The following is a 26954-nucleotide window of genomic DNA, read 5'->3' as shown; positions in this document are numbered from 1 at the left end:
GGAGCGCCGCCTCCGGGGCGCGCCCTGCCGTGTGAGATGCCCGGGCCGACGGATGATGAGGCGGTCGACCCCCGCCCGTCCCCCTTCCGGGGGACATCAGCGTGACGAGCCCGCAGCGGGCTGAGTGGACGGGTGATTCGCACGCGTGGACGCCGCGGAATTCCGCAGCGACGCCCGTTGCCTGGATGAACGCTATGCGCACGATCAGTGCCGTCTGAATACAGGCGACGTTGACCGCCACGTTGGCGGGCCCCGGGGGTGCGCGTGCTCTCTGTCTCTCGTCTCGCTTTCGTGTCGGTCGTCACGACCGCCGCCCTCCTGGTCGGGTTCGCCGTTCCGGTCGACGCCGCGCAGGCCGCGTCGCAGCCGGATGCCGTGGCGCCGGTCACCGATGGTCCCGCCCTTCCATCGACCGATGAGGCATCCACCGCACCGCAGCTGCCCGCGGGATCGTTCGACATCCCGTCGCCGCCGACCGACGTGCCGACCTCGGCGGTCGAGACGGTCACGCCGCCGCCGAAGCCGGACGTACCTCTTGACCTGAGCTTCACGCCGTCGACCGACGGGCTCGAGATCATCGACGAGTCCGAGACCTCGACGACCTACCGCGCGCCGTCGGGCGGTGAGATCACCCGCCTGACCACCGATCCAGAGCGCGCGAGCGAGGGCGACGGCGCGTGGTCCGACATCAACACCTCGGTCTCGCGCGACGGCGAGGCCTGGACCGTCGACGACCACCCCCTCGCTCCCGTCTTCCGCGGGGGTCCCGACGAGGCGCCCGGTGTCACGGTGACGCGGAAGGGCCACGACGTGTCGTTCTCGCTGATGGGTGCCGAGCCGGGCGAGGTGGCAGCGCCGTTCTGGTGGTGGGACGACTGGAAGCAGCTGACCTACCGCGACGTGGTCGGCTCGTCCGATCTCGAGTACCGCATCGAGCCGGGCGCGGTGAAGGAGTCCGTCGTCCTCGACGCGGCGCCCACGTGGCGCACGTCGTGGACGTGGCGCATCGACGCCGGCGCTCTCACCCCGACCCTCGGCGAGGCGGATTCGGTGAGCTTCACGGATGCCGACGGCGCCGAGGTCCTGATGATTCCGACCCCCGTCGCGTTCGACTCGAGCGGAGTCGATGGCGCCTCCGACGACGCGACGGTCGCTCTCGACGCGTCGCTCCGACAGGCAGTCGACGGCTCCTGGCGCTACACCCTTCGCGCCGATCGTGACTGGCTGCGCGACCCGGAGCGCGTCTACCCGGTGCGCATCGACCCCACGGTCATGACCCCCCGCTCGACCACCGCGTACAAGTCCGACGGCACCGTGCGTAACGGATCGACGCTGATCGGCAACACGCGCGAGGGAAACCGTGACAGGTTCTGGCGATCGGTCGTCTCGTATGACTACGGATCCATACCGGGTCAATTCATTTCGCGCGCTGCGTTGGGTTTTGGCTGGGACGGCGGCGGAACGAGGTCTGCCCAGCAGGGGTGGGTGCAGCACGCCAGCGCATTTTCATACAACGGCATGGGGCCACACCTCAGCTGGTTCACGCTAGGTGAAGGTACGACGACGACCACGGGCGACGGCTTGGCTGCCCGCCTGGCCAGTCAGCTTCGCATCGGCGACCGTCCCGCCTTCATGATCGGCGGCTACGAGGGCTCGACGTACTCGCTCAAGAGCCTCCAGACCAATCTTTGGGTGGAGTCGTGGGAGTACCCCCACGTGTGGGGCAACGGACCCCGCGAAGATCAGACGGGAGTCGGCCTCACGCCCACGCTGGGCCTGACTGCCACCAACCCGGGCGGTATCCGGCAGCACTACCGCTTCGAAGTGGCGACCGACCCCGGCATGTCCAATGTCATCGCGGCGTCGAACTGGAGCACGGGAACGCAATACCAGGTCCCCTGGGGCATCCTCCGAACCGGGACTTCGTACTACTGGCGCGTCTGGTTGATCGACGATGCAGACGGTCACCTCGGTCAGAGCACAGAGACCCAGTCGCCCGTCTACCGCTTCACGACGAACCAGGTTCCCCTTCCGGATGCCGCGACCGCGACGCCCGGCTCCCCGGTCACCGAGACCGCGACCACCGTCACGACCCTGACACCGCAGTTGCAGATCGGCGCGGTCTCCGACACCGACGGCATCGGCGGCTCGATGACGTACCAGTTCAAGATCGCCACCGGTCAAGACGCCCGCTCGGGCGCCGTGGTCACGTCGGGCTGGGTGAGCGCGGTGAACGGCGTCGCCTCGTGGACCGTCCCCGTCGGAACCCTGCAAGACGGCGGCGTCTACTCGTGGACCGTCACCACGAACGACGGCCAAGACACCACGACCGAGAACACGTGGGTGCGGCGCCTCCGCACCGATCTGCGCCTCGGTGCCTCGGGCCCCTCGCCCTACGACACGGCCGGGGCGGTCACGACCAACCTCGCGAACGGCAACGTCAACGTCTCGTTCGCCTCGCCCACAGTGCAGACCCTGGGCGGCGCGATGGGCATGTCGTTCACCTACAACTCGCAAGAGGTGCCGCAGGCGAACCGTGGGTTGCTCGCTGAGTACTTCGATGCGCGGGTGAACGGCAGCCCACCGTCCTCCGCTGACGGATACACCTTCGCCGACAAGGTCCCGGCGATGGTCCGCACCGATCCCGCGGTGTCGTTCCAGTGGGGATCCGGCGTGCCCGCCGAGGCTCTTCCCGCCGACTACTTCCTCGCGCGGTGGACCGGATTCGTGACCCTTCCGCCCGAACTGATCGGCCGCGAGGTGCGGTTCGGGGCTTCGCACGACGACGGCATCCGGGTCACCTACGACGGACGCAAGCTGATCGACCGGTGGCAGCACGGTTCGCAGACCACCACCGACGGCGCGACCGTCACCGGCGCCGGCGGGGCGAAGCCGATCCAGGTCGAGTATTACGAGAGCGTCGGGATCGCGTCGATCGACCTCTGGGTCGAATACACGCCCGAGGGGGCGTCCGCTCCCACGCGCATGAACGTTCCGCCCGACTGGTTCACGAAGCGCGTGACGACGCTGCCGCAGGGGTGGGGCGCGTCGGTGCCGCTCGCGGGGGTCGCGGCGAGCTGGGTCTCGGCCCAAATCACCGACGCGTCGGTCGTCCTCACCGACGTCACCGGCAAGTCGCACACGTACACGAAGGTCGCGGCCGGCGGCTACACGCCGCCGACCGGCGAGTACGGCGTGCTTTCGCTCGACGGAAACGGCTGGGTCGTCTTCACCGACGAAGACGGGACGGTCTACCAGTTCTCGAAGGAGGGGCGCGTGGCATCCGCCACTCCGCCCGAAGACGTCCGCAAGGCCGCCGCACCCCAGGCGCTGCTGAACGCCAACGGCGTCACCACGCAGATCGTCGACCCGGTGTCGAAGAGCGGCGACCAGTACCTGCGCGCCGTCGCCTTCACTTATCAGAACGGCGATCGCACGGCCTGCCCCGAACGCTCCGGAGACGGCTTCGCCAAGGCCCCCGTCGACATGCTGTGCCGCATCGCGTACCCCGACGGCTCCGAGTCGCGCTTGTTCTACAACGGCAACGGACAGCTCGCGGGGATCCTCGATCCCGGCGACGAGCTCACGTTGTTCGGCTATGAGAACGCGGGAGGGCTGCTGAGCCAGATCCGCGACGCCACGGCGAACGACGGGCGGCCCCTCACCGCTGCGGCCTCGGCGAACGATCCGGCCTCGACGACCGTCGCCTACGACAGCGGGCGCGCGGTCGGCGTGACCCTTCCCGCTCCCGACGGCGTCACGGCATCCGCTCGCCCCTCTCGCACCTACGGCTACGGCTCGGGTCAGACGACCGTGACCATCGCGGGATTGTCGGGTCCGTCGCAGACGGTGACCTACGACGCCTCGTGGCGCCAGACGGCATCGACCACCGCCATGGGCGTATCGACCAGCCAGCAGTGGGACGCGTCGAAAGACCTCGTGCGACGGACGACGGATGCCACGGGCCTCGTCTCCACGCGGATGTACGACCGCACCGATCGGCCGGTGGCCGCGTACGGGGCCGCGCCCGCCGCGTGCTTCGGCAGCGACGGCGTGCCTGTGCAACAGCCCGAGAGCGTGCAGGGATGCGGCATCGTGCCCCCGTCATCGACCACGACCTACGACGGCGGCATGAACGGCCTGCAGGCGGCGTACTACTCGAACACCGAGAAGCTGTCGGGCAAGCCCGAGGCGTACGGGCTCGGTCTCGAGGGCGTGAGCGGGGGAGCGGTCGACCGCGACTGGGGTGAAGCCGCGCCCATCGCGGGCATCTCGGCCGATCACTGGTCGCTGCGTCTGACGGGTCTCATCACCTTCCCCGAGGCGGGCACCTACCGCCTCCGCACCACGAGCGATGACGGGGCGCGGGTGTGGCTCGACGACGTTCGGGTGATCGACAGGTGGCGCCCGCAGGGGGCGACCGACGAGACGAGCGCTGCCTTCACGGTCTCGGCGGGGGAGGTGCGGCGCATCCGCCTGGAGTACTTCGACGTCACCTCCTACGCCTCGCTGCAACTGAAATGGTCGACGCCGTCGAACGGCGACTTCGCGATCGTGCCGGGTGCGCAGCTGCGACCCGACTACGGCCTGGTCACCTCGACGGTCGTCGCCGACGGCACGTCGGTCACCGGAGCATCCGCCCCCTCGCTCACGACCGCGACGAGCTACGCCGACCCGGTGGTCGGGCAGGCGACCGAGAACGTCGTCGACCCGACCGGGCTGGCGCTGAAGAGCACGGCGGCGTTCGAGAAGATCAACGGCACCGGGTGGCTGCGTCAGCTGTCGAAGACGCTGCCCGCCGTCGCCGCCTCGGGATCGACGACGGATGCCACGAGGACGACCCGCGCGTACTACGGCGACCTCGAGCAGCTCGAGGCCGACACGTGCGGGGTTCCCGCCGGCACGCGGCAGTTCGGGATGCTGAAGAGCTCCACCGGGCCCACCCCCGCGACGGGCACGGCGATCGTCACGTCGTACGTCTACGACGTGATGGGTCGGACCGCCGGAACGCGAGTGACGGGCGACACCGGTTGGTCGTGCACCACCGTCGACGCGCGCGGTCGTGTGACGCAGCGCTCGTCGGTCGGCGGTGCCGGCGTGCCGACGAGGACCGTCACCACGACCTATTCCGCGACGGCGGAGGGCACGCGGGTGGTTGTCACCGGCGACGCGATCGCGGGGTCGAGCGGATCGTCGATCACGACGCGTTCCGACTTCTTGGGGCGCGTGATCGCCTACACCGACGTGTGGGGCACGACCACCGCGCCCGAGTACGAGCCGTTGACCGGGCGCGTGCTGCAGGTCGTCACCAGTGGCGAGGGCCTCGCCTCATCGTCGACCGGCTTCACCTACGACCGCGACGGGAAGACGACCTCGGTCTCGTTCCGCGGTGAGACCTACGCCTCCGTCGTCTACGACGCGAAGCAGCGGGTGTCCCAGGTGTCGTACCGGGGCGGTTCCGCGCTCGCCGTGGCATGGGACGACACCCGGGGCAGCATCGGATCGCAGACGTGGTCGTTCCCCTCGGCGGCATCCATCACCGACGAGGTGACGAGATCGCTGGCCGGGCGTATCGTGCGCGAAAGCTTCACCCAGGGAACCAAGTCGTACACCTCGACCTACGGCTACGACGGCGCCGGCCGCTTGGTCTCGGCCAAGATCCCCGGGCACGAGCTGTCGTACGAGTTTGCCTCGTCCGGGGGGTGTGGTCCGAACGCGTGGGCGGGGGCGTCGGGCAACCGCACGCGCTCGGTGGATGTGTATACCGCACCCGGTTCGAGCGCTCCGCGGGTGGCGACCACCCAGTACTGCTACGACTGGGCCGACCGAGTGCTGTCGACCGCGAACAGCGGCACTGTCGCCGGGGCGAACCAGATCACCGACGGATTCGGTGCGGATGAGATCTGGTACGACGTGCGCGGCAACACGCGACGTTTGGCTGACCTGCAGTTCTCGTACGACGCCGACAACCAGCACATCGGCACGGTGACCTACAAGGGTTCGCGCACGTCGTTGGTGCGGGATGCGGCGGGTCGTGTGGTGTCGCGCACGGTGGATCCGGCGGGTGGTGCACCTGCGGTGACGAAGCGGTACCTGTACGCCGGTGCGGGGGATAGTCCGGTGGCGGTGGTGTCGGCGGATGCGTCGTCGGTGTGGATGTTGTCGCTGCCCGGTGGGGTGACGGTGGATGTGCCGTCGGCGGGAGCGTCGACGTGGGCGTATCCGTCGTTGCAGGGTCACACCCTGACGACTGGTGATGGGACGTCGTCGACGGGGGTGCAGTTGTATGACCCGTTCGGTCAGCCGTTGGATGCCGCGACCTTGGCGATCGGAACGGCTGCGGCGAACGCGTCGGGTGTGGTTGGTGAGACGTCGGGCTGGCATCAGGGTGCTCAGAAGTTGGTGGAGGCGACTGAGGACACGCTGATCGTCGAGATGGGCGCCCGGCTGTACGTGCCCACGCTGGGTCGGTTCTTGCAGGTCGATCCGGTCGAGGGCGGAGTCGACAACGACTACGTGTGGCCGACGGACCCGACCGGCGCGAATGACCTCTCCGGCCTCTTCCTTGAGCCTTACTACCCGACCCTGCCATACGGCGTGGAGGGGGTGTACGTAATCAACTTCGTAGGAGGGCAGAACTATGTGGGTCAGAGCAGTGACATTCGGCGGCGTTTGCTCGAGCACGCGAGGAGCGCTCGATTCAGCGGTCTGGTTGTTGCTGACATTACCTACACGCCAGTCGCGGGAGGCGTCGCCGCCAGGCGCGCCATTGAGGAGGTGACTCTTCGTACGGTTGCGCCGAACGGTGTAGGACTCAGCGGCAATTTGAACAGAATTCGGGCCTCACGCAACGTCTCGTCGAACTCGCCCCGCGTCATCCCTGGAGGCGCGGGGTGGACGAACGCGGGTTCGTCAAAATCCGCAACGAAGATGAGCGTTGGCTCCGGACTCAGGGGTGGCGCCGTTGGTATCCGGATGGGCGGCGGTTGTGGTCCCAACGCCTACAAATACTTGGCGAAGTAGGAGAACTGAAATGAGTCAGTCAGGGCCCCTGTCGGTTTATTCCTCGGACGTAGCAAGGTACATATCTCGAAGTGTCTTGAACGGTATCCCAGTTCTCTTCGTGCCGGAAGATTGGACGCCGGCGCACTGGCTCTCAATATCCCGAATTCGCGCTCTCGTCAAAGAAGGTGTGGGTATCTACCTGCGCGAAGGTCTACCAGTGGGGTTCGATCTTGGGTGGTTGGGTCAAGAGATCGAGGTTCTTCCACTCCTTTGGATGGACGCGGGTCCGGGTGAGATCGAGGGACTGTCAGTCTTGAACCAGGCAGCGGGTCTTCGAGAATTGATGACGCCCCTCGCCGGGGAGGTCGATCTTTCATCGCTTCCGAGTTTGCGAGAAGTCGAAGTGCGTTCTGATGGATATTTAAGCGCGCTCAGGTCTCCGTCGGTATCAACAGTGATCCTTCGTACTCCACGTGTGTCGGCAGAAATCGCGCTTTCGACTTCGATCTCTTCTCTCTCGATCACTTCGCCCAGCGTTGACTCAAAAATTTTCACAAAGCTTCCACTACTGCGTCTGTTAGGTCTCTACGACGCGCGGATTGTCGACTTGCGTCACCTCCCGGACAACGCTCCCATTGAAGAGCTTGTTGTAGCCGATTGCAATGTTTTGCGAGGCGTCGCGAGCCTCACCCGTTTTGACGTACTCAAAACGGTGAAGCTGTTTCGCGTTTCTCGGATTCTGGACGTTGGCCATATAGCCGACCTTCGAGTTTCCAGCCTAGAGATCTTCGATTGCCCCGACATTACGTCAGAAGTGGCGCAGCGGCTCGCGAGTTTGCAGCCAACGTGGACGGTAGCGTCGAGCCAAAGACGACTGTCTCGCTCCCGATTCGATTTGGTCGAGGCGCATGACGGCACACACGAGATCGTCTTCAACGATTGGGAATGGATAAATTCGCTGATCAAGCGTGGCCACATCAATACCAAGATTTTTGTCGACGAGCTTGAGAAGGCTTTCATCGCCGCGGTCGCCGTCGATAGACCGCTTACGGTCGATTTTCACTTCGATTCCGAGGCAGGATCAGTGATAGCAATAACCTCGAGTCGCTCTGATGCGCTCCGACTGCGGCGGCGGTGGGACGCGGCTATCGCAACCTCAGAGTCTCTTCGGTCCGTTCTCGTGAGCGCTGAGATTCTCCCCCCGGCATGATCATGGCGACCGCTCCGCGCAACTGGGCCGACCGAGTGCTGTCGACGGCGAACAGCGGGACCGTAGCCGGCGCGAACCAGACCACCGATGGGTTCGGTGCGGATGAGATCTGGTACGACGTGCGGGGCAAGCAAGAAGATCGACAAATGGGACGAGGAGGGCGGATTCGCCGTCTCGGTGTCTCCAGCGCACTTATGGGGATGATGCCAACCGCGGCGGTCGTCGCGACCTCGGGCGCAACTCCCGTTGAGCTCGTGCTCCTTGTGACTTGTTCGAGCCCTGTTTTGCTGGTCTACGGGTGGCCTTGGTTGCGCGTCTGGCGGACCGGGGCCTTTCCTGGGGTGGACGCTCTTCACGTTGTGGGGTGGTGGAAAACGAGCGTCATCGAAAAATCGATGATCCGCCGGGCTTATGCCGTCCCTTATCGAGGTTGGTTCTATGTCTTCGGGTGGCCGGTCGTGAGCGGGTCGTGGCAGAGCGGAGCTGTAGAAGTCGAGGTTGCCGGCGCTGTCAGAACGCTCAGTGGAACGGTCACATCCCTTGGCTGCGCACGTAAAGAGGCGGAGCAGATCAACCGTTGGCTTGGTCTTGAAGCGGGCGCAGGTAATGGTCCACGTAGACGGAACTCCCGAAACAAGGGACGCGGAAGGTGACAGCCGAACAACCCAGGGGTCCGAAGGCTGTCGCGACTGTCTTCGCTCGAACACCGGCACTGGACACGGTGGTTGCAGCTGTATGACTCATTCGATGGGCGGTTGGATTCCGCGACGTTCGCGAACGGTACGGCCGCATCGAATGCGTCGGGTGTGGGCCGAAAGCGGCGAGTTGAGGCGCGCCTCCGGAGCCTTAGCGACCTATATGGGTTCGCGCGCGTCATTGGTGCGGGATGCGGCGGGTCGTGTGGTGTCGCGCACGGTGGATCCGGCGGGTGATGCGCCGGCGGTGACGAAGCGGTACCTGTACGCCGGTGCGGGGGATAGTCCGGTGGCGGTGGTGTCGGCGGATGGGGCGTCGGTGTGGATGCTGTCGCTGCCTGGTGGGGTGACGGTGGATGTGCCGTCGGCGGGAGCGTCGACGTGGGCGTACCCGTCGTTGCAGGGGCACACCCTGACGACCGGTGATGGCACGTCGTCGACGGGGGTGCAGCTGTATGACCCGTTCGGTCAGCCGTTGGATGCCGCGACCTTGGCGATCGGCACGGCTGCGGCGAACGCGTCGGGTGTGGTCGATGAGACGTCGGGGTGGCATCAGGGTGCGCAGAAGTTGGTGGAGGCGACCGAAGACACGCTGATCGTCGAGATGGGCGCCCGGTTGTACGTGCCGACGCTAGGTCGGTTCTTGCAGGTCGACCCGGTCGAGGGTGGCGTCGACAACGACTATGTCTGGCCGACGGACCCGATCGGGAAGAACGACCTCAGTGGGAAGATGAGCGCGGACTCCGCCGAGCGATGGGCCTCACGGGGTTACGTGGGGTACATCAACTCCTCCGGACGCGCGGACGCGCGACGGAAGACGCGGGATGAAATTTTCGCTCCTTCTGTGCCGCCTGCTTTCCCTGGTGCCGCACGTGCACCCTATGCGCCACCGCGCGTGACGCCGACGCGAAACTACTTCGACGGCGAGCTTCTCTCCATCGACTGGTCGCGAGGCGGAGCCCTAGGTGGCGGTATCTCGGCATGTGCGGGGGTATGCGTCAACGTTTCGCTCGACCACGACTTTCATGGCCGTCTGTCTCTGGGGCTCGGGCTCGAACTAGGCCTCGCTGTGACAGCCGGCGCGTCGAGCGAAAGCGGGAGTGGGTTTTTCATGGGGGGTAGTTGTACGGGCACGGCTGGGCCCATCGGTTTGTATGGGGAGGCCGGTATTCAACAGAATGGTCCTCTGGGCTACTTCGGTGGGGGAGTTTCCTTTGGAGCCATAGCGGGCTGCAGTGCTCAAGCGGGATGGGGATGGTGAATTGCGATGCTATTGATGTCCCTCAACGAGGCGCCTGCCCCCGCCCTACCTAATCTGATCGCTGGGATGCTCTTCGTCGTCATGGGCGCGTTGTCGATCATTCATCGCAAACGCATATATGCAGCAACTGTCCGTGGAGAAAAGCGCTGGTTTGGTCGGGGAATCGGTGAGTTCCTGGAACGCCTCCAGAGTCCATTCTGGATCGGATTTGCGGGCCTGCTGGGCGTCCTCATGGGGGCCGCGGCCATCGTCTACGCTCTGTTCCGGTTTCTCAATCCGTGAGATCTACAACAAGGCGTCGACCAGTGTCGAGGGTGAATCCCGCCTCGAGCCTTCCAATTCTCCTGTTTGAGTCGGACGGGAATTATCAGCGAGTAGATCAAGTAGACGAAAGGAACAGGTACGTGAGCTCAACGACCTACCAGAGATCGGCCATCAGCACACTTGTCGGCTATGCCGTGGAGAACGCCATCAAGAGCGTCCTAGTGGCGTCGGCTCCGAGTAGGGGTTCAAGACCTGTGAATAGGGGGATGTATTGATCTTACAGAGTGATGAGCCGAGCAAGGCTGTGCCATATGTGGGTCGAGTATGTCGTATCATTCATTTTCTCGGCGTGTGGGTAGCACTAACAGTCGCCCTGTTTGCCTACGACAGTAAGCCAGATCTCTTCGCCGTGGCGGTCATAACGCTCCCTGCTATGGTGTCATTCGCGCTTTCGCTTCGAGTGCGCCTGCGTGTGGCGGGGGCGAAGGTAGCATTTCAGGCCCACTTTCGAAAGTACGAATTCGACCTGTCGCGCGGCGATGGATTCCAGTGCGTGCTGTACGAGGGATTCTGGAATAGATACAGCGCGGTGAACCGCTTTCTGAACGCAAACGCATACATGCTCGAAGTTCCCGTCGATGGCGGGCGGGAAATATCGCTACCCGCGACGATCGGAGGACGTGAGCGGTTGACCCTTATCGCCGAACATCTCAACGAGCCATCGATGCGATGAAAGATCGTCGGGCGCGCACGATGCGTGTCGCAGCTCTCAGACGGCGAGATAGTGATTCGCCAGATTTCAACGCTGCTCTGTTCGCTTGTGGTTTGATCCCTGGCGGTATTGGGGCTGCTCGCGCCGTCGCCGAGACGATTCCCTACCCTTCGCACAAAAGTCGACCGGTGACCTACAAGGGTTCGCGCACGTCGTTGGTGCGGGATGCGACGGGTCGTGTGGTGTCGCGCACGGTGGATCCGGCGGGTGATGCGCCGGCGGTGACGAAGCGGTACCTGTATGCCGGTGCGGGGTATAGCCCGGTGGGGGTGGTGTCGGCGGGTGCGTCGTCGGTGTGGATGTTGTCGCTTCCCGGTGGGGTGACGGTGGATGTGCCGTCGGCGGGGGCGTCGACGTGGGCGTACCCGTCGTTGCAGGGTCACACCCTGACGACCGGGGACGGGACGACGTCGACGGGGGTGCAGCTGTACGACCCGTTCGGTCAGCCGTTGGATGCCGCGACTCTGGCGATCGGCACGGCTGCGGCGAATGCGTCGGGGGTGGTCGATGAGACCTTGGGCTGGCATCAGGGTGCGCAGAAGCTGGTGGAGGCGACCGAAGACACGCTGATCGTCGAGATGGGCGCCCGGTTGTATGTGCCGACGTTGGGTCGGTTCTTGCAGGTGGATCCGGTCGAGGGCGGCGTCGACAACGACTACGTGTCACCGACGGGTCCGGTCGGGGAGAACGACCTGAGCGGGAGCGCGGAGGAGTGGCGCGGCTTTCTCGAAGGCGCGGCGATATTCGCCGGTGTCGTGGGCGCCGTGGCGTGTGCGGCAAGCGTCGTGTGCGGGGTGGCAGGCGCGGTCGCGATCGGCGTTGCAGCGGGCGCGGCTGCGTACGTCGCTCGGGATGGGTTCTCAGATCGTTTCAGTGCGGGCGGCCTCGCAGTGAACGCCTTGGCCGGGGCTCTGCCCGGCGGCGGCGTTACGACTGGAATCCGTTCCGTTGCCGCTCGTGTGATGGCGCGGGCAGTGCCAGCTGGTAGTGCGGCGTTCAAGAGGGACAGCTTCCACCGGGTCGGCGGTTGGGTGGCATCATCTATAACTCGCCGGGGTGCCATTCGACCCGCCCGCGTAGCAGCGACTAGGTCGTGGGGCCTAAGCGTGAGTGTTCGAGCGCAGATAAATGGCCGCGCTGGCACTCAGAACTGGGTCGTGGGACGGGGACGCCTCGTGCATTCTTACTACAAGTACAACTGAAAGGACGAACGGGTTGGTCGATTCTGAACTGGAGGAATGGGCTAGTGGCGTGCGCGTCTCGCTCACACCACTTTTCGGTAGGACCGTTCATGTGAAGAACCCCGGCGCAAGCGAGCAGGTTTGGAGAGACTCGCTGTGTATCGGGCGGGCGCTTGGGCTCGTTAAAACTTCGGTGTCCGATGGGACTCATCAGAGCCGCTGCGACGAACGAACGCACAAGTCGATTTGGCTTCGCGTCGTGCTCGAACTGATGGCAGAAGTGTGGTCGCGTGGCGAGAGCGATCCTCGAATCGACATGGATGAATTCGCGCAAACCTGGGGCGCAGAAGCGGAGGAGATCGCTCGAAAAATAGCTCCAACCGGGATGGACAGATGGTTCTCCACTAGAGGCGCCCGGCGCCGATATCTCAAACGCCTTCACGAAGCGTTGCCATGCTGTGGCGCCTAGCGGAACGTCGCGTGCCGGCGTCATGCGGCCGCATGGCGTGCGGGAGGATCCACCTGGGCGGCCGGCCGGCGCGTCGTTCACGCGGGTGCAGCCGTCTGACCCGTTGCAGACGGCGCGATGGGGCACAGGACGAGGTAACTCCGGCGGGAGATGCGCCGGCGGTAACGAAGCGGTACCCGTGTGCCGGTGCCGGGGATAGTCCGGTGGCGATGGTGTCGGCGGATGACTCGTCGGAGTGGATGCTGTCGCTGCCCGGCGGCGTGACGGTGGATGGGCCGTCGGCCGGGGCGTCGACGTGGGCCTACCCCTCGCTGCAGGGGCACACCCTGACGGCCGGTGAGGAAAGCTCGGCCCCTCCCTCGACCGGCGATCCAGGGATCGAGCCGTACACACCGCCACAGATGCCCGCAGGGTCGTTCGACATCCCGTCACCCGTGACCACGCCGTATCCCTCAGCTGTGGAGCCTGTCACGCCCCCGGTCATTGGGGAGAAGTTTGAGGAGTTGCTGCGCGCGACGAATGAAGCGGCACGGCGTTCGCGATCCATGCCGCCAAAGAGTTCTGCGTCGGGCGACAGCGGTCTCAGCGTGCCGACCGAGCCGCAGGCCGTCAGCAGCGGCGCCGGCGAGTGGAAGGAGGTCGAAACCTCCGTCTCACGGATGCGGATCGCGCGCCAGGTTGGAGGCTTCCGCCGCGGCGGGTGCGTGCGAAACACCGTCGCACCGACGGAAGTGACCTCACCTGATCGTGCGCAGTGCCCGGAAGCCCGAGCGCCCTCTTCCGAGAGGCACCGCAGCAACTTGCGCTCGGCTTCAGAGGGGCAGTGACTCGCGACCTAGTCCAGACCAGCTTGACCCCACGGGGCGCGAGGGGCTCGCGTGATCGCCCGCTCCCGCGGCATCCGTCCCCGTCACTTCACTCCAGCAGGTGCCGCAGATACCGCCCCGGCGCATCCAAGAACCCGCGGTGCAACCGCACCAGCTCGAGGTCTTCCCACGCGCTCTCGCGGATGCCCCAGTCGCCCAGCTCGAGGATCGTCGCCCCCGGCAGGGCGGCGAGCACGGGGGAGTGGGTCGCGCAGATTACCTGGGTGCCGCGCGAGCGCATGCGGTCGAGGGAGGCGAGCCAGCGCAGGGTCGACGAGAACGACAAAGCGGCTTCGGGCTCATCGAGGCACGCGAGTCCAGAGACGTCCTGCGGGTGGTCGAGCACCTCGTCGAGCAGGGCGTTGAACGACTCTCCGTGGCTCATCTCGTGCAGGCTCGACGGGGCATCGGGCAGGTCGTCGCGCCACGAGTAGTAGCCGTGCATCGTCTCGGCGCGCAGGAAGAACCCCCACCGCGGAGCCCGCGGACTCCGCTCGATGCGCAACCACTCCGAGAGGGGACTCTCGGTGCGCCGCGTCTCGCCGCCGCCGTTGGTCGACCCGCCCTCGGCGGGGAGCCCCGCAGCTTCGGCGATCCCCTCGATGAGCGTCGACTTGCCCGAGCCGTTCTCTCCGACGAGAAAGGTCACGCCGGGGCCGAACTCCCAGCCGTCTCGGCCGGCCACCTCGAGGAACTGCGCCACCGCAGGCACGGTCGCCGGCCACGCCGCCGGGTCGATGCCGGCGTCGGAGAAGAGCTTGACCCGCCGGACGGGCCGCGGGTCGTGCAGCCAGTCATCCGCGCTTCTCATGGCCCCATCTTTCGAGGATGCGGGTCGGACGCGAGACGTGAAGCGCGTCTGCCACGCCGACCGGAATCCAATCTGCGCACGCACGCCGGGTCTGCACCGACATCAGATCCAGGTCGGCAGCCAGTTGTGCAGGCGCCAGAATTCGTACGGCACCGGCAGCCCCGCCCACACGGGGTACCAGAACGCCGAGACGACGACGCAGAACCCGAGGAACACGAGCACCCCCACCTGCCCGGTCATCCGCGATGCCGCGCGCGCCGGGCTCGCGATCTCGCGCAGCGCGAAGGTCAGGGCGATCACGACGAAGGGCAGCATCGCGACCGTGTAGAACTGGAAGATCGTGCGCTCGGGGTATAGCAACCACGGCACGTAGGTGGCGGCCAGGCCCGTCAGCACCAGGGCGTAGCGCCAGTCGCGCACCATCACGAAGCGCACGAAAAGGAAGACGGATGCCGCGATCCCGGCCCACCAGATGATCGGGTTCGCCAGGCTCGAGATCGCCTCGGTGCAGCCGGTCGGCAGGGTGCAGCCGTTCACACCGGCGGCATCCTGATGCCAGTACATCGAGGTCGGACGTATGAGCAGCGGCCACTGCCACGCGGGACTCGCGTAGCTGTGCGGCGTGACGAGACCCACGTGGAAGGCGTACATCGCCTCGTGGTAGGCCCACAGCCGTTGGAGCGCTTCGGGAACCCACGACCACAGCGGACTCGTCGCCACCGGCGTGCTGCGCATGTATCCGCCGCTGGTGAAGAGCCATCCCGACCAGCTCGCGAGGTAGACCACGAGCGCCACGGGCACGAGCAGCACGAACGAGGCGAGGCCCTGGCGCACGGCATCCATCGGCCATTGCACGACACCCGCGCGGCGTCGGGCGAGCGCGTCGGTCACGACCGCGTAGACGCCGATCGCGGCGAGCACGTACAGCCCCGACCACTTCACGGCGGTCGCAGCGCCCGCGGCGGTGCCGGCGGCGAGCAGCCACGGGCGGTTCCAGAGGATCGGACCCCACATCGGCCGCTCGCCCCGCCTCGCGACGAGCTCGGCGAGGCGATCACCGGTGCGCAGACGGTCGAGGGCGACGAACCAGAACGTCAGCAGGATAAAGAACGTGAGAAAGATGTCGAGCAGCGCGATGCGGCTCAGCACGATGCCGAGGCCGTCGATCGCGATGAGACCGGATGCCACGGTGGCGAAGGGGATCGAACGCGTGAGCGTGCGCGCGACGAGGTAGACCAGCAGCACGGTCGCGGTGCCGAAGACCGCGGCCGAGATGCGCCAGCCGGTCGCGGAGTCGGGCCCGAACAAGGCCATGCCCGCGCCGATGAGGATGCGCCCCAGGGGCGGGTGCACGACGTAGCTGCCGACCCCGGTGAAGATGTCGGTGTCGCCCGCCGCGAAGCGGGTGTCGGTGTCGTCGGGCTCCCAGGTGGAGGGGTAGCCGAGCACCCACTGGCTCCACGAGTCCTTCACGTAGTAGGTCTCGTCGAACACCAGCTGATGCGGATTACCGATGTCGATCAGGCGCAGCACCGCCGCGACGACCGTGACGAGCAAGGGGGCGAGCCATCTCCAGAGGCGGTAGCCGCGCGGGCTCGCGAGCAGCGCGTCGCGCCACCGGTCAATGCGCGTCTGCTCGACCGTGGGGAGCAGCGGAGGCACGGCGGTGGTCACGTGCCCCAGCCTAAGGTGGAACGGTGATCATCCTCGCGGCGACCCCCATCGGCAACCTGGGCGATGCGTCGCGCCGCCTGGTCGAGGCGCTCGAGAACGCCACGGTCGTCGCGGCAGAGGACACCCGCACCACGCAGCGACTGCTCGCGGGCCTCGGGGTCGAGAACCGTCCGCGCCTGATCGCCCTGCACGACCACAATGAGAAGGAGCGCGCGGCCGAGCTCGTCGAACTCGCGCGCGAAGACGACCTGCTCGTGCTGAGCGACGCGGGCATGCCCACCGTCAGCGACCCGGGCTTCGGCCTCGTCGCCGCCGCGGCCGCCGCCGGCGTCACCGTCACGGCCCTCCCCGGGCCGAGCGCCGTCGTCACCGCCCTCGCGGTCGCGGGCCTCCCCACCGACCGCTTCGCCTTCGAGGGCTTCCCGCGCCGCAAGCCGGGGGATCGCCGCAAGGCCTTCGCGCAGCTGGCGTCGGAGGAACGGACCCTCGTCTTCTTCGAGTCGCCCTCGCGCGTGGCATCCACCCTCGAAGATCTCGTGAGCGCGTTCGGCGCCGATCGTCCCGCCGCCGTCTGCCGCGAGCTCACCAAGCTCTACGAAGAGGTCAAACGCGGCACCCTGGCCGAGCTCGCCGCATGGGCGGCCGAGGGCGTGCGCGGAGAGATCGCGATCGTCGTCGGCGGTGCCTCGGCGCGCGAGGTCGCGTTCCCGGATGCCGTGACCCAGGTGCTCGAACTCGTGCGCGGCGGCACGCGGCTCAAGGAGGCCGCCGCCGAGGTGGCGTCGCAGACGGGTCACTCCTCGCGCGAGCTGTACCAGGCCGCGCTGGCCGTCAAGCGCTGAGCGTCTCTGCGCGTTTTCGCGGGCCCGCGCGTCTTCGCGCGTGAGGGGTCGGTTGTTGTCGCCTGGCGCCCGTCTCGGCGACAGTTTCTGACTCCTCACGCGCGGGGGCGCCGGCCCACCCGTCACACGCGGCGGGAGTGTCGGAGCCTCCCCGTAGAATCTCCAGGTGACTTCCGGCCGATCCTTCTACATCACGACGCCGATCTACTACCCCAGCGATCTGCCCCACATCGGGCACGGGTACACGACCGTCGCCGTCGACACGCTCGCCCGCTGGCATCGCCAGGCGGGCGATGACACCTGGATGCTGACCGGCACCGACGAGCACGGGCAGAAGATGCTCCGCGCCGCAGCCGCCAACGGCGTCACCCCGCAGGAGTGGGTCGACAAGCTCGTCACCGAGTCGTGGTTTCCGCTGCTCGAGACGCTCGACGTCGCCAACGACGACTTCATCCGCACCACGCAGCCCCGCCACGAAGAGCGCGTGCAGCAGTTCGTGAAGGCCCTGTTCGACCGCGGCTACATCTACGCGGGCGAGTACGAGGCGCTCTACTGCGTCGGCTGCGAGGAGTTCAAGCCCGAGGCCGAGATCGTCGACGGCACCGGCCCCTTCGAGGGCCTCAAGGTCTGCGCGATCCACTCCAAGCCCCTCGAGCTGCTGCAAGAGAAGAACTACTTCTTCAAGCTCAGCGAGTTCCAAGACCGCCTGCTCGAGCTGTACAAGACCGAGCCCGACTTCGTGCGCCCCGAGTCGGCGCGCAACGAGGTCGTGTCGTTCGTGCGCAGCGGTCTGAAAGACCTCTCGATCTCGCGTTCGGCGTTCGACTGGGGCATCACGGTTCCGTGGGATCCCTCGCACGTGATCTACGTGTGGGTCGACGCGCTGCTCAACTACGCCACCGCCGTGGGCTACGGCACCGACCCCGCCGAGTTCGAGCGCCGCTGGCCGGCGTTCCACGTGGTCGGCAAAGACATCCTGCGCTTCCACGCCGTGATTTGGCCCGCCATGCTCATGGCCGCGGGCCTCGACGTGCCGCGCGGCGTCTTCGCTCACGGGTGGCTGCTCGTCGGCGGCGAGAAGATGTCGAAGTCGAAGCTCACCGGCATCGCGCCCACCGAGATCACCGACGTCTTCGGCTCCGACGCGTACCGGTTCTACTTCCTCTCGGCGATCGCGTTCGGCCAAGACGGCTCGTTCTCGTGGGAAGACCTGTCGGCGCGCTATCAGGCCGAGCTCGCCAATGGCTTCGGCAACCTGGCGTCGCGCACGGTCGCGATGATCTCGAAGTACTTCGAGGGCGTCGTGCCGGCCCCGGCCGCGTACACCGAGGGCGATCTGACGATCCAGAAGATCGTGGCGGATGCCGCGACCACCGCCGACGCCGCCATCGAGCGCTTCCGCACCGACGAGGCGATCGCGGCGATCTGGACGATCGTCGATGCGCTGAACGGCTACATCACCGAGAACGAGCCGTGGGCACTTGCCAAAGACGAGTCGACGCGTGAGCGCCTGGGCACGGTGCTGTACACCGCGGCCGACGGCCTGCGCGCCCTCGCGGTGATGCTGTCGCCGGTCATGCCGGAGTCGACGTCGAAGCTGTGGGTCGCGCTCGGCGCGGCCGAGGGCCTCGGCGCTCTCGTCGAGCAGCCGATCCGCGAGGCGGGCACCTGGGGGCAGCTGCCCGCGGGGGCCACGGTGACTCCGCTCACGCCGCTCTTCCCGCGCGTCGAGCAGGCGTGACGCAGGTGCCTTCCGAGTCGGCGGCGGCGGTCCCTGACCCGCGGGCGGTCCCTGAGCCTGTCGAAGGGTTCGCCGCCCGGGCCGCCGCCCCCGGCTCGACCCCCGTCGAGCGCCCCCGCGACACCATCGGCGACGGCGACCCGAGCCAGTATGTGCGCGAGCGTTCGGTCGACGGTCGTCGCGATGTCAGTTATCCGCCGGCGCCTGAGCCCCTTGGCATCCCGGTCTACGACAACCACACGCACCTCGAGATCGAAGACGGCGAGACCGGCCTCTCGTTGAACGAGCAGATCGATCGCGCTCTCGCCGTCGGTGTGCACGGGGTCGTGCAGGCGGGCGGCGACATCGACTCCTCGCGCTGGTCGGCGTGGGCTGCGCGCTCGCACCCGCGCGTGCTCGCGGCGGTGGCGATCCACCCCAACGAGGCTCCCGCGTACGAGCAGGCGGGGGAGTTGGACGCCGCGATCGCCGTCATCGACGAACTCGCCGCCGAGCCGCGGGTGCGGGCCATCGGCGAGACGGGGCTCGACTTCTTCCGCACCGACTCCGACGGCATCCCGGCCCAGATCCGCTCGTTCGAGGCGCACATCGCGCTGGCGAAGAAGCACGGGATCGCGATGCAGATCCACGACCGCGACGCCCACGACGCCGTGCTCGAGACCCTGCTGCGCGTCGGCGCTCCCGACAAGACGGTCTTCCACTGCTTCTCGGGCGACGCCGACATGGCGCGCATCGCCGCTGACCACGGCTACTACCTCTCGTTCGCCGGCAACGTCACGTTCAAGAACGCGCAGAACCTGCGCGACGCGCTCGCGGTGACGCCTCTCGACCGCATCCTGGTCGAGACCGATGCCCCGTTCCTGACCCCCGTGCCGTATCGCGGCCGGCCCAACGCGCCGTACCTGATCCCGGTGACCCTGCGCTTCCTCGCGGCCGAACGGGCGATGGACGCCGACGAGCTCGCCGCTCAGGTCGCCGCGAACACGCTCGAGGTCTACGGCGCGTTCGAGGATTGAGCGCGCGCGGATCCTCGGCGATTCGCGCATCTGCAGCCGCGAGGCCTCGGATGCCGCCGAGGTTGTGCGGATCGCGGAGGTTGTGACGGCGTGCGCCGCATGGGCTCAGTGATTCGCGCACCTTCAGTCCATAGGTCGCGGATGCGGCTGAGTTTGTGTGGATTGCTGAGGTTGTGGCGGCGCGTGCCGCTGGCGTGACGCAGGCTCAGTGGTTCGCGCATCTTCAGCCCATAGGTCGCGGATGCGGCTGAGTTTGTGTGGATTGCTGAGGTTGTGGTGGCGCGCGTCGCTGGCGTGACGCAGGCTCAGTGATTCGCGCATCTTCAGCCCATAGGTCGCGGATGCGGCTGAGTTTGTGCGGATTGCTGAGGTTGTGGCGGCGCGTGCCGCTGGCGTGACGCAGGCTCAGTGATTCGCGCATCTTCAGTCCGCAGGTCGCGGATGCCGCTGAGTTTGCGCGGATCGCTGAGGTTATGACGGCGTGCGCCGCCGCGGGCGCGGCGCGGGCTCAGTGATTCGCACATCCTCAGCCAGACGGCCGCGGATGCGGCTGAGTTTGTGCGGATCGCGGACATCACGCGAGCGCAGACGACGCCGAGAACGACGAAGGCCGGCACCCCGCGGGGCGCCGGCCATCTGGCATCCGGGATCAGGCCTTGGCCTTGTCCTTCGGCTTGCGCACGAACAACGTCTCGGTCTGCTCGAGCTCCATACCCTTCGTCTCGGGGATGCGCAGCAGCACGTAGACGAACGACAGGCCGGCGAACAGCGCGTACATGCCGTAGGTGAGCGGGAGCGACCAGCTCGACATCGCCGGGAACGACACGGTGATGGCGAAGTTCGCGATCCACTGCGCACCGGCGGCGACGCCGAGCGCCTTGCCGCGGATGCGGCTCGGGAAGATCTCGCCCAGCAGCACCCACACCAGCGGACCCCACGAGGCGCCGAAGCCGACGACGAACACGTTCGCCGCGACGAGCGCGACACTGCCCCAGGGGGCGGGCAGCGAGACGTCCTGGCCCGAGCCGGTCGCGAACGCGAACGACAGGGCCATGGCTCCGAGCGACACGGTCATCAGGATCGAGCCGGTGAGCAGGATGGGCTTCCGGCCGACGCGGTCGACGAGGAAGATCGCGACGAAGGTGACCACGACGTTGGTGATCGAGGTGATCACCGAGATCAGCAGCGAATTGCTCTCGTCGAAGCCGACGGCCTTCCAGAGGGTCGTGGAGTAGTAGAAAATCACGTTGATGCCGACGAACTGCTGGAACATCGACAGAAGGATGCCGGTCCAGACGATGCCCTGCAGGCCCAGCACGGGGCCGCGCAGCGACACGTTCTTGTTCTTTCGATCGGCTTCGATCGTGTTCGACAGCTCGTTCATCGTCTTGTCGAGATCGGCCGGCGGCACCAGGCGCGCGAAGATCGCCTTGGCCTCGTCGCGCTTGCCCTTGGCGAGCAGGTAGCGCGGCGACTCGGGGACGGTGAACGACAGGATGCCGTAGACGGCGGCGGGGATCACGCCGACCAGGAACATCCAGCGCCAGGCCTCGAGGCCGAGCCACAGCTGGTTGGCCGCACCGCCGGCGGTGTTGGCCAGCAGGGCGTCGGACAGCAGGGCGCCGAAGATACCGAGCGTGATGGCCAGCTGCTGCAGCGACGCGAGCGAGCCGCGGATCTGGCGGGGCGCGACCTCGGCGATGTACGCGGGAGCGACCACCGAGGCGATGCCGATGCCCAGGCCGCTCATCACGCGCCAGAGGATCAGGTCGGGCACGCTGAAGGTGAGCGCCGCACCGATCGACGACACGAAGAACAGCACGGCGCCGAGCAGCATGACCTTCAGGCGGCCCCAGCGGTCGGAGAGGGCGCCGGCGATGATGGCTCCCACCGCGCAGCCCAGCAGGGCGACCGCGACGACGAAACCGGTGAGTACCTGTCCCAGTTCGAAGTTGCCGTCGACCGCGTCGACGGCGCCGTTGATGACGGAGGAGTCGAAGCCGAAGAGGAAACCGCCGACGGCGGCGGCGACGGACAGCCCGATCGCTCGTCGCCCGTACGGGCTCCGCAGGGTGAAGGCGTTGGCGGGGATCGACTGCGTTTGACTCACCAGACCACGCTACTCCCGGCTCGTTCGCAGCAAGGGTTCTGGCGGAGCCCTGACTACAGTGGAACAATGCCCGTTTCGCTCCTCGGTGCCGCCGAGATCCGTCGGCTCGCCGCCGACCTCGACGTGACCCCGACCAAGAAGCTGGGGCAGAACTTCGTCGTCGACGCGAACACGGTCCGCAAGATCGTGCACGCGGCCCGGGTCACGGCATCCGACCGCGTCGTCGAGATCGGACCGGGCCTCGGTTCGCTCACCCTGGCGATCCTCGAGACGGGCGCCTCGGTGGTCGCCGTCGAGATCGACCACCGCCTCGCCGAGCGCCTCCCCGTCACCGCCGCCGCCCACGACGTGCCCGCCGATCGCCTCACCGTGATCGACGCCGACGCCCTGCGCGTCACCGAGCTGCCGGGCGAGCCCGAGGTGCTGGTCGCCAACCTGCCGTACAACGTGTCGGTGCCGGTGCTGCTGCACTTCCTCGAGAGCTTCCCGTACCTGCAGCGCGGCGTCGTCATGGTGCAGGCCGAGGTGGGGGAGCGCCTGGCCGCCCCTCCCGGGTCGAAGGTGTACGGCGCACCCAGCGTCAAGGCCGCCTGGTACGGCTCGTGGCGCCTCGCGGGTACCGTGTCGCGTCAGGTCTTCTGGCCGGTACCCAACGTCGACAGCGTGCTCGTCGGCTTCGATCGCGACGCGGAGCCCCGCGGCACCGAAGAGCACCGGCTGCGGACTTTCCAGATCGTGGATGCCGCGTTCCAGCAGCGCCGCAAAATGCTCCGGCAGGCGCTGTCGGGAGTTCTCGGCGGCACCGCTGCGGAGGCGTCGGTGCGTCTGGAGGCGGCCGGAATCGACCCGACCCTTCGCGGCGAGCAGCTCACGGTCGACGACTACGCCCGCATCGCCGCGTCGTCCTGACGATTCTGCGCTGATCGCGGCATCCGGCCCACGCGTGCACAACGGCGGGGCGTTCCGCGGCGCGCCGTGTGGCGCCGGCCGGTGCGCGGCGTGTCGTCGACGACGCCCGCGGTTGTGCTCGGCGCCCACGCGGGGTCACGGCATCCGGCCCGCGCGTGCACAACGGCGGGGCGTTTCGCGGCGCGCCGTGCGGCGCCGGCCGGTGCACGGCGTGTCGAGGGTGACGCCCGCGGTTGTGCTCGATCCACCGCGCGCCGCCGCCGACCCACAACGCGCGCAGGGTGAATTCCCGCCGTGTTCATCACGCGTTTGCGAAACATGTCTGTAACATCTCGAGGCAACCGGGAGCATCACGCCGGTCACGAGGCCGTACCCGACGGCCCGGAAGGAACGAGATGCGTTACGCCGAGTACCCCCGTGCCGAGAGGGTGCTGCTGCACCTGAGTGACACCCACCTGCGCGCCGGCGGTGCGCCGCTGTACGACAGCGTCGACTCCGAGGCATACCTCGCCCGGGCGGTCGAGGCGATCGGTGCCTCGGGCATCCGCCCCCACGCCCTGGTGTTCACGGGGGATCTGGCTGACTTCGGTGAGGCCGACGCCTACGAGCGCGTGCGCCGACTGGTCGAGCCGCTCGCGGAGCGCCTCGGCACGCGCGTCATCTGGGTGATGGGCAACCACGACGACCGCGCGGCGTTCCGCGCCGAACTGCTTCCCGGCGACGCCGCCGACGAGACCGCCCCGGTCGACCGCGTCGACGAGATCGACGGCCTGCGCATCGTGACGCTCGACACCTCGGTGCCCGGAGCGCACCACGGAGAGGTCACCGCGGCGCAGCTCGAGTGGTTGACCGAGGTATTGGCGACGCCGGCCCCGCTCGGCACGATCCTCGCGATGCACCACCCGCCCGTGCCCAGCGTCCTCGATCTCGCCGCCTCCGTCGAACTGCGTGACCAGCGCAGCCTCGCCGCGGTGCTGCGCGGTACCGATGTGCGCGCGATCCTCGCGGGCCACCTGCATTACTCGACGTTCGCCACGTTCGCCGGAATCCCCGTGTCGGTGGCATCCGCCACCTGCTACACGCAAGACCTCATGGTGCCCGTGGGCGGAACCCGCCCGCAGGACGCCGCGCAGGGGTTCAACACCGTGCACGTGTACGACGACACCGTGGTGCACTCGGTCGTGCCGCTCGCGGCGACTCAGGCTCTGCAGTACGTGGATGCCGCGGAGTCGCAGCGACGCCTGCACGACGCCGGCATCGTGGTGCCGGCGTCGCGGGCGTTCAGCGGACCGGTGTCGCCGCCGACGACGCCGCTGCCGATCCTTCGTTGACCGCCGTCTTCTCCCAGGGAGCGGCAACGGGGAAGTAGCGCTCGAGGCACGCCCGGAGCGCGGGGACGCGCACCTCTTCGGGGATCTCGGGCACGCTGCCGTCGTTCAGGCAGAACATGTCGGTGTCGCGGCGCGAGACGAGGCGCTCCATCGTGCGCAGCGAGTCGAGCTGCGTGGTCTGCACATAACGCGTGCGGGGCTCGGTCGTGATGACCGCCCGGCCGGTCGCCAGCGCGTAGTGGTGGTACAGGCTGTTGGTCACCGAGATGTCGGTCGCCGAACGGAACCGGCTCGCCGCGGTGCGGGCGTAGTCGTCGGCGAACTCCTGCTCGAGCTCGAACGCGACCGAGCGACGAAGCGGCGTCGCGCAGTGCTCGAGGTCGAGGGTGATGACCCGGCCGAAGCGCTCTTTGAGTAGCGCGCGGTTGACGCGCAGGCCGTTGTCGTGGCCCGAGCGGTCGATGTGCGCGGGGCCGCTGCCGATGCGCACGCCGCTCTCGACGAACCGGCTGACGCCGCCGCCGCTGAAGAACAGCTCGGGGGTCACGGGGCGCCCGAAGAACATGTCGTCGTTGCTGTAGAGGAAGTGCTCGGCCAGCCCCGGGATGCGGTGCAGCTGCGCCTCGACGGCGTGGGAGTTGTGGGTGGGCAGCACCGAGGGATCGGCGAAGAACTCCTCGCTGCGCACGATCGTCACCTTCGGGTGATCGGCGAGCCACTCGGGGGTGGGGGAGTCGGTCGCGATGAAGATGCGGCGCACCCACGGCGCGTACATGTGCACGCTGCGCAGCGCGTAGCGCAGCTCGTCGACCTGGCGGTAGCGCGCGGCGTTGTCGTCGCCGTCGCCGACGACGTAGCCCTTCATGCGCGCGGCCCGCTGACGCTGGAACTCGCTCGACGAGCCGTCCACCCACGAGAAGACCATGTCGACCTCGGCCGTGAGCTCGTTGGGGTGCGGGTCGAACATGCCCGCCACCGTCGTCCACCGGCGTCCGTAGCGCTCCACCTCGACCAGATCGAGGTCGGCTGCGGCGAACTTGCGGCGGGTGAGGGCGCTGGGTCGCGGGGCCTCGATGGTCTTGTCGCCGAAACGCCAGAGCTCGAGTCGCGGGGCGAGAGACGCCCCGTAACGGTACGAACCCTCGGTCGAGGTGCGGGGGCGGAACACCGCGTACGCCTGCACGGATCCGGGCGAAGGGTGCACGCTGTGCGCGGGCACGGGGTCTTCGCCGCGGGCCTTCAGGTACACCGGGCCCAGCTCGGGATCGCGCAGAGCGGTCAGGGCCGCCTCGGCATCCGCCGTATCGACGACGAGCTTCGGGCGACGGTTCGCGTCGCGCACGAGCATCACCCGCACGCCGGCCGCCTCGATCGCCGAAGCTGCGGTGAGAAGGTCGTCGCGCTCGGACATCGAGGGCGTGGAGGAATCATCGACGACGTGCAGGATGCCGTCGTGCATCCGGATATCGGAGCGGGAGAGCAGCGCGCGCCAGGGGTCGGTGTCGATCGACAGGGGGACCATCGGGCGCATAGTGCCTCCACGGGGATAGGTGACGGGCTCCCGTCACCGTAGGGTTCCGGGGTTACGAAGACGTTTCGGCGGCGGCGCCGAACGGCGGGGAGCGGCGCGCTACTGTCGAAGAGTGACTCGAATCGCTCGCTCCGGCCCGGTCTGTCCCGAACCGCTTTGCGAGCGACGGCGGGAACCGGGCCGACGTTCCAGTTTCGCACACGCCGGCTCCGCCCGCTGCACGATCGGGCGGGCTGCGCGATGACCGCTGCTCCGCCGGCCTCCGTCCGCGTCCGCGCGCCCGGCAAAATCAACGTCTTCCTCGAGGTCGGCGACGTGCAAGACGACGGCTACCACGAGCTCGCCACGGCCTTCCAGGCGGTGTCGCTGTACGAAGAGATGACAGCGACGCCCGCCGATGACATCACCCTGAGCGTGACGGCGAAGGGGCCGGTAGACATCGAGGGCGTGCCCACCGACGACCGCAACCTCGCCGTGCGCGCCGCGCGCCTGCTCGCGCAGACGGCCGGTGTCGACCGCGGCGCCCACCTGTCGATCCGCAAGGCCGTTCCGGTGGCCGGCGGGATGGGCGGGGGATCGGCGGATGCCGCTGCCGCCCTGGTCGCGTGCGATGCGTTGTGGGGGCTGGGCATGCCGATGGGCGAGCTGGCCCGTCTCGCGGCTCGACTGGGCGCCGACGTCCCGTTCGCCCTGCTCGGCGGGACCGCGGTCGGAACGGGCCGCGGCGACGAGCTCAGCCCCGCTCTCGCGCGCGGGCGGTTCGACTGGGTTCTCGTGCCGAACGACGAGGGCATGTCGACACCCGTCGTCTACGGCGAGCTCGACGCGCACCGCCGCCGCCACGCCGTCGACATCGGTCCGGCGCCGCGCGTGCCGGCGGTCGACCCCGACGTGCTGCACGCGCTGCGCCAGGGCGACGCCGAGATGCTCGCTCAGACCCTGCGCAACGACCTCCAGGCGCCCGCCCTGCATCTGCGGCCCGATCTGGCGCGCGTGCTCGAGCGCGGCGAGAGCTCGGGAGCGCTCGCGGGCATCGTGTCGGGATCCGGTCCGACTCTCGCGTTCCTCACCGCCGACGAGTCGTCCGCGATCGACCTGCAAGTCACCCTGAGCGCGGCCGGGCTCGTCGCTTTGCACGTGCACGGCCCGGTGCCGGGCGCGCGTGTGGTCTGACCGCGGCGCACCATAGTGCAGGCCGACACACGGAGCAATCTTCGCCTCGGGGCCTCGAGACCTGGTTAGCCTCTTTCGAGGTGGTCCGTCACC

General features: G+C 67.8%; 17 protein-coding genes. 13 read left to right on the top strand and 4 right to left on the bottom strand.

Annotated elements, in window-relative coordinates:
* Positions 1–264 precede the first annotated feature (264 nt).
* The 7 genes from M3667_RS10960 to M3667_RS10930 all read left to right on the top strand — a co-directional run bounded on the left by M3667_RS10960 (position 265) and on the right by M3667_RS10930 (position 13684).
* Positions 265–7023, top strand: a complete 6759-nt coding sequence (locus M3667_RS10960; protein WP_251507983.1) for a PA14 domain-containing protein — start codon at positions 265–267, stop codon at positions 7021–7023.
* Between the two features lie 169 nt (positions 7024–7192).
* Entirely contained in the window at positions 7193–8215 is a 1023-nt protein-coding gene (locus M3667_RS10955) for a hypothetical protein (protein WP_251507982.1), read from the top strand.
* 804 nt (positions 8216–9019) lie between these two features.
* Complete coding sequence (locus M3667_RS10950) at positions 9020–10171, top strand: hypothetical protein (protein ID WP_251507981.1); 1152 nt, start codon at positions 9020–9022, stop codon at positions 10169–10171.
* A gap of 66 nt (positions 10172–10237) precedes the next feature.
* Entirely contained in the window at positions 10238–10453 is a 216-nt protein-coding gene (locus tag M3667_RS10945) for a hypothetical protein (RefSeq protein ID WP_251507980.1), read from the top strand.
* Positions 10454–10706: 253 nt separating this feature from the next.
* Entirely contained in the window at positions 10707–11168 is a 462-nt protein-coding gene (locus M3667_RS10940) for a hypothetical protein (RefSeq protein ID WP_251507979.1), read from the top strand.
* Between the two features lie 167 nt (positions 11169–11335).
* Positions 11336–12409 carry a hypothetical protein gene (locus M3667_RS10935; protein ID WP_251507978.1) on the top strand — a complete coding sequence of 358 codons (1074 nt, stop codon included), beginning with the start codon at positions 11336–11338 and terminating at the stop codon, positions 12407–12409.
* A gap of 651 nt (positions 12410–13060) precedes the next feature.
* On the top strand, positions 13061–13684 hold the full coding sequence (locus M3667_RS10930) for a hypothetical protein (RefSeq protein WP_251507977.1): 624 nt from the start codon (positions 13061–13063) through the stop codon (positions 13682–13684).
* Between the two features lie 88 nt (positions 13685–13772).
* Here M3667_RS10930 and M3667_RS10925 read toward each other — a convergent pair whose 3' ends face one another.
* Positions 13773–14534 carry an AAA family ATPase gene (locus M3667_RS10925; protein ID WP_251507976.1) on the bottom strand — a complete coding sequence of 254 codons (762 nt, stop codon included), beginning with the start codon at positions 14532–14534 and terminating at the stop codon, positions 13773–13775.
* A gap of 102 nt (positions 14535–14636) precedes the next feature.
* Entirely contained in the window at positions 14637–16208 is a 1572-nt protein-coding gene (locus M3667_RS10920; RefSeq protein WP_251507975.1) for a phospholipid carrier-dependent glycosyltransferase, read from the bottom strand.
* A 23-nt stretch (positions 16209–16231) separates the two neighbouring features.
* Here M3667_RS10920 and rsmI point away from each other — a divergent pair, with 23 nt between their 5' ends.
* The 3 genes from rsmI (at position 16232) to M3667_RS10905 (ending at position 19807) form a co-directional block, all read left to right on the top strand.
* Entirely contained in the window at positions 16232–17050 is an 819-nt protein-coding gene (rsmI, locus tag M3667_RS10915; RefSeq protein WP_251507974.1) for a 16S rRNA (cytidine(1402)-2'-O)-methyltransferase, read from the top strand.
* Between the two features lie 166 nt (positions 17051–17216).
* The gene (gene metG / locus M3667_RS10910) at positions 17217–18791 is read left to right on the top strand and encodes a methionine--tRNA ligase (protein WP_251507973.1); all 1575 of its coding nucleotides are present in this window, start codon (positions 17217–17219) and stop codon (positions 18789–18791) included.
* 125 nt (positions 18792–18916) lie between these two features.
* The gene (locus M3667_RS10905) at positions 18917–19807 is read left to right on the top strand and encodes a TatD family hydrolase (RefSeq protein WP_251508236.1); all 891 of its coding nucleotides are present in this window, start codon (positions 18917–18919) and stop codon (positions 19805–19807) included.
* 649 nt (positions 19808–20456) lie between these two features.
* On the opposite strand, the gene M3667_RS10900 is transcribed toward M3667_RS10905, so the two are convergent.
* Positions 20457–21917 carry a sugar porter family MFS transporter gene (locus M3667_RS10900; protein WP_230705441.1) on the bottom strand — a complete coding sequence of 487 codons (1461 nt, stop codon included), beginning with the start codon at positions 21915–21917 and terminating at the stop codon, positions 20457–20459.
* A 66-nt stretch (positions 21918–21983) separates the two neighbouring features.
* Between M3667_RS10900 and rsmA the strand changes: the two genes are divergently transcribed.
* Together rsmA and M3667_RS10890 are read left to right on the top strand one after the other, a co-directional pair.
* Complete coding sequence (gene rsmA, locus M3667_RS10895) at positions 21984–22826, top strand: 16S rRNA (adenine(1518)-N(6)/adenine(1519)-N(6))-dimethyltransferase RsmA (RefSeq protein ID WP_251507972.1); 843 nt, start codon at positions 21984–21986, stop codon at positions 22824–22826.
* 395 nt (positions 22827–23221) lie between these two features.
* The gene (locus M3667_RS10890) at positions 23222–24157 is read left to right on the top strand and encodes a phosphodiesterase (protein ID WP_251507971.1); all 936 of its coding nucleotides are present in this window, start codon (positions 23222–23224) and stop codon (positions 24155–24157) included.
* On the opposite strand, the gene M3667_RS10885 is transcribed toward M3667_RS10890, so the two are convergent.
* Positions 24108–25688: a stealth conserved region 3 domain-containing protein gene (locus M3667_RS10885; protein WP_251507970.1), complete on the bottom strand. Its 1581-nt coding sequence runs from the start codon at positions 25686–25688 to the stop codon at positions 24108–24110. The two genes, M3667_RS10890 and M3667_RS10885, sit on opposite strands and share 50 nt — an antisense overlap.
* 240 nt (positions 25689–25928) lie before the next feature.
* Between M3667_RS10885 and M3667_RS10880 the strand changes: the two genes are divergently transcribed.
* Positions 25929–26861, top strand: coding sequence for a 4-(cytidine 5'-diphospho)-2-C-methyl-D-erythritol kinase (locus M3667_RS10880; protein WP_251507969.1), 933 nt, complete (start codon positions 25929–25931; stop codon positions 26859–26861).
* Positions 26862–26954: the final 93 nt, after the last annotated feature.

This window comes from Microbacterium sp. P26, assembly GCF_023712585.1.
In the GTDB taxonomy this organism is placed as follows: Bacteria; Actinomycetota; Actinomycetes; order Actinomycetales; family Microbacteriaceae; genus Microbacterium; species Microbacterium algihabitans_A.
This window is presented reverse-complemented; position numbering and strand designations above follow the sequence as displayed.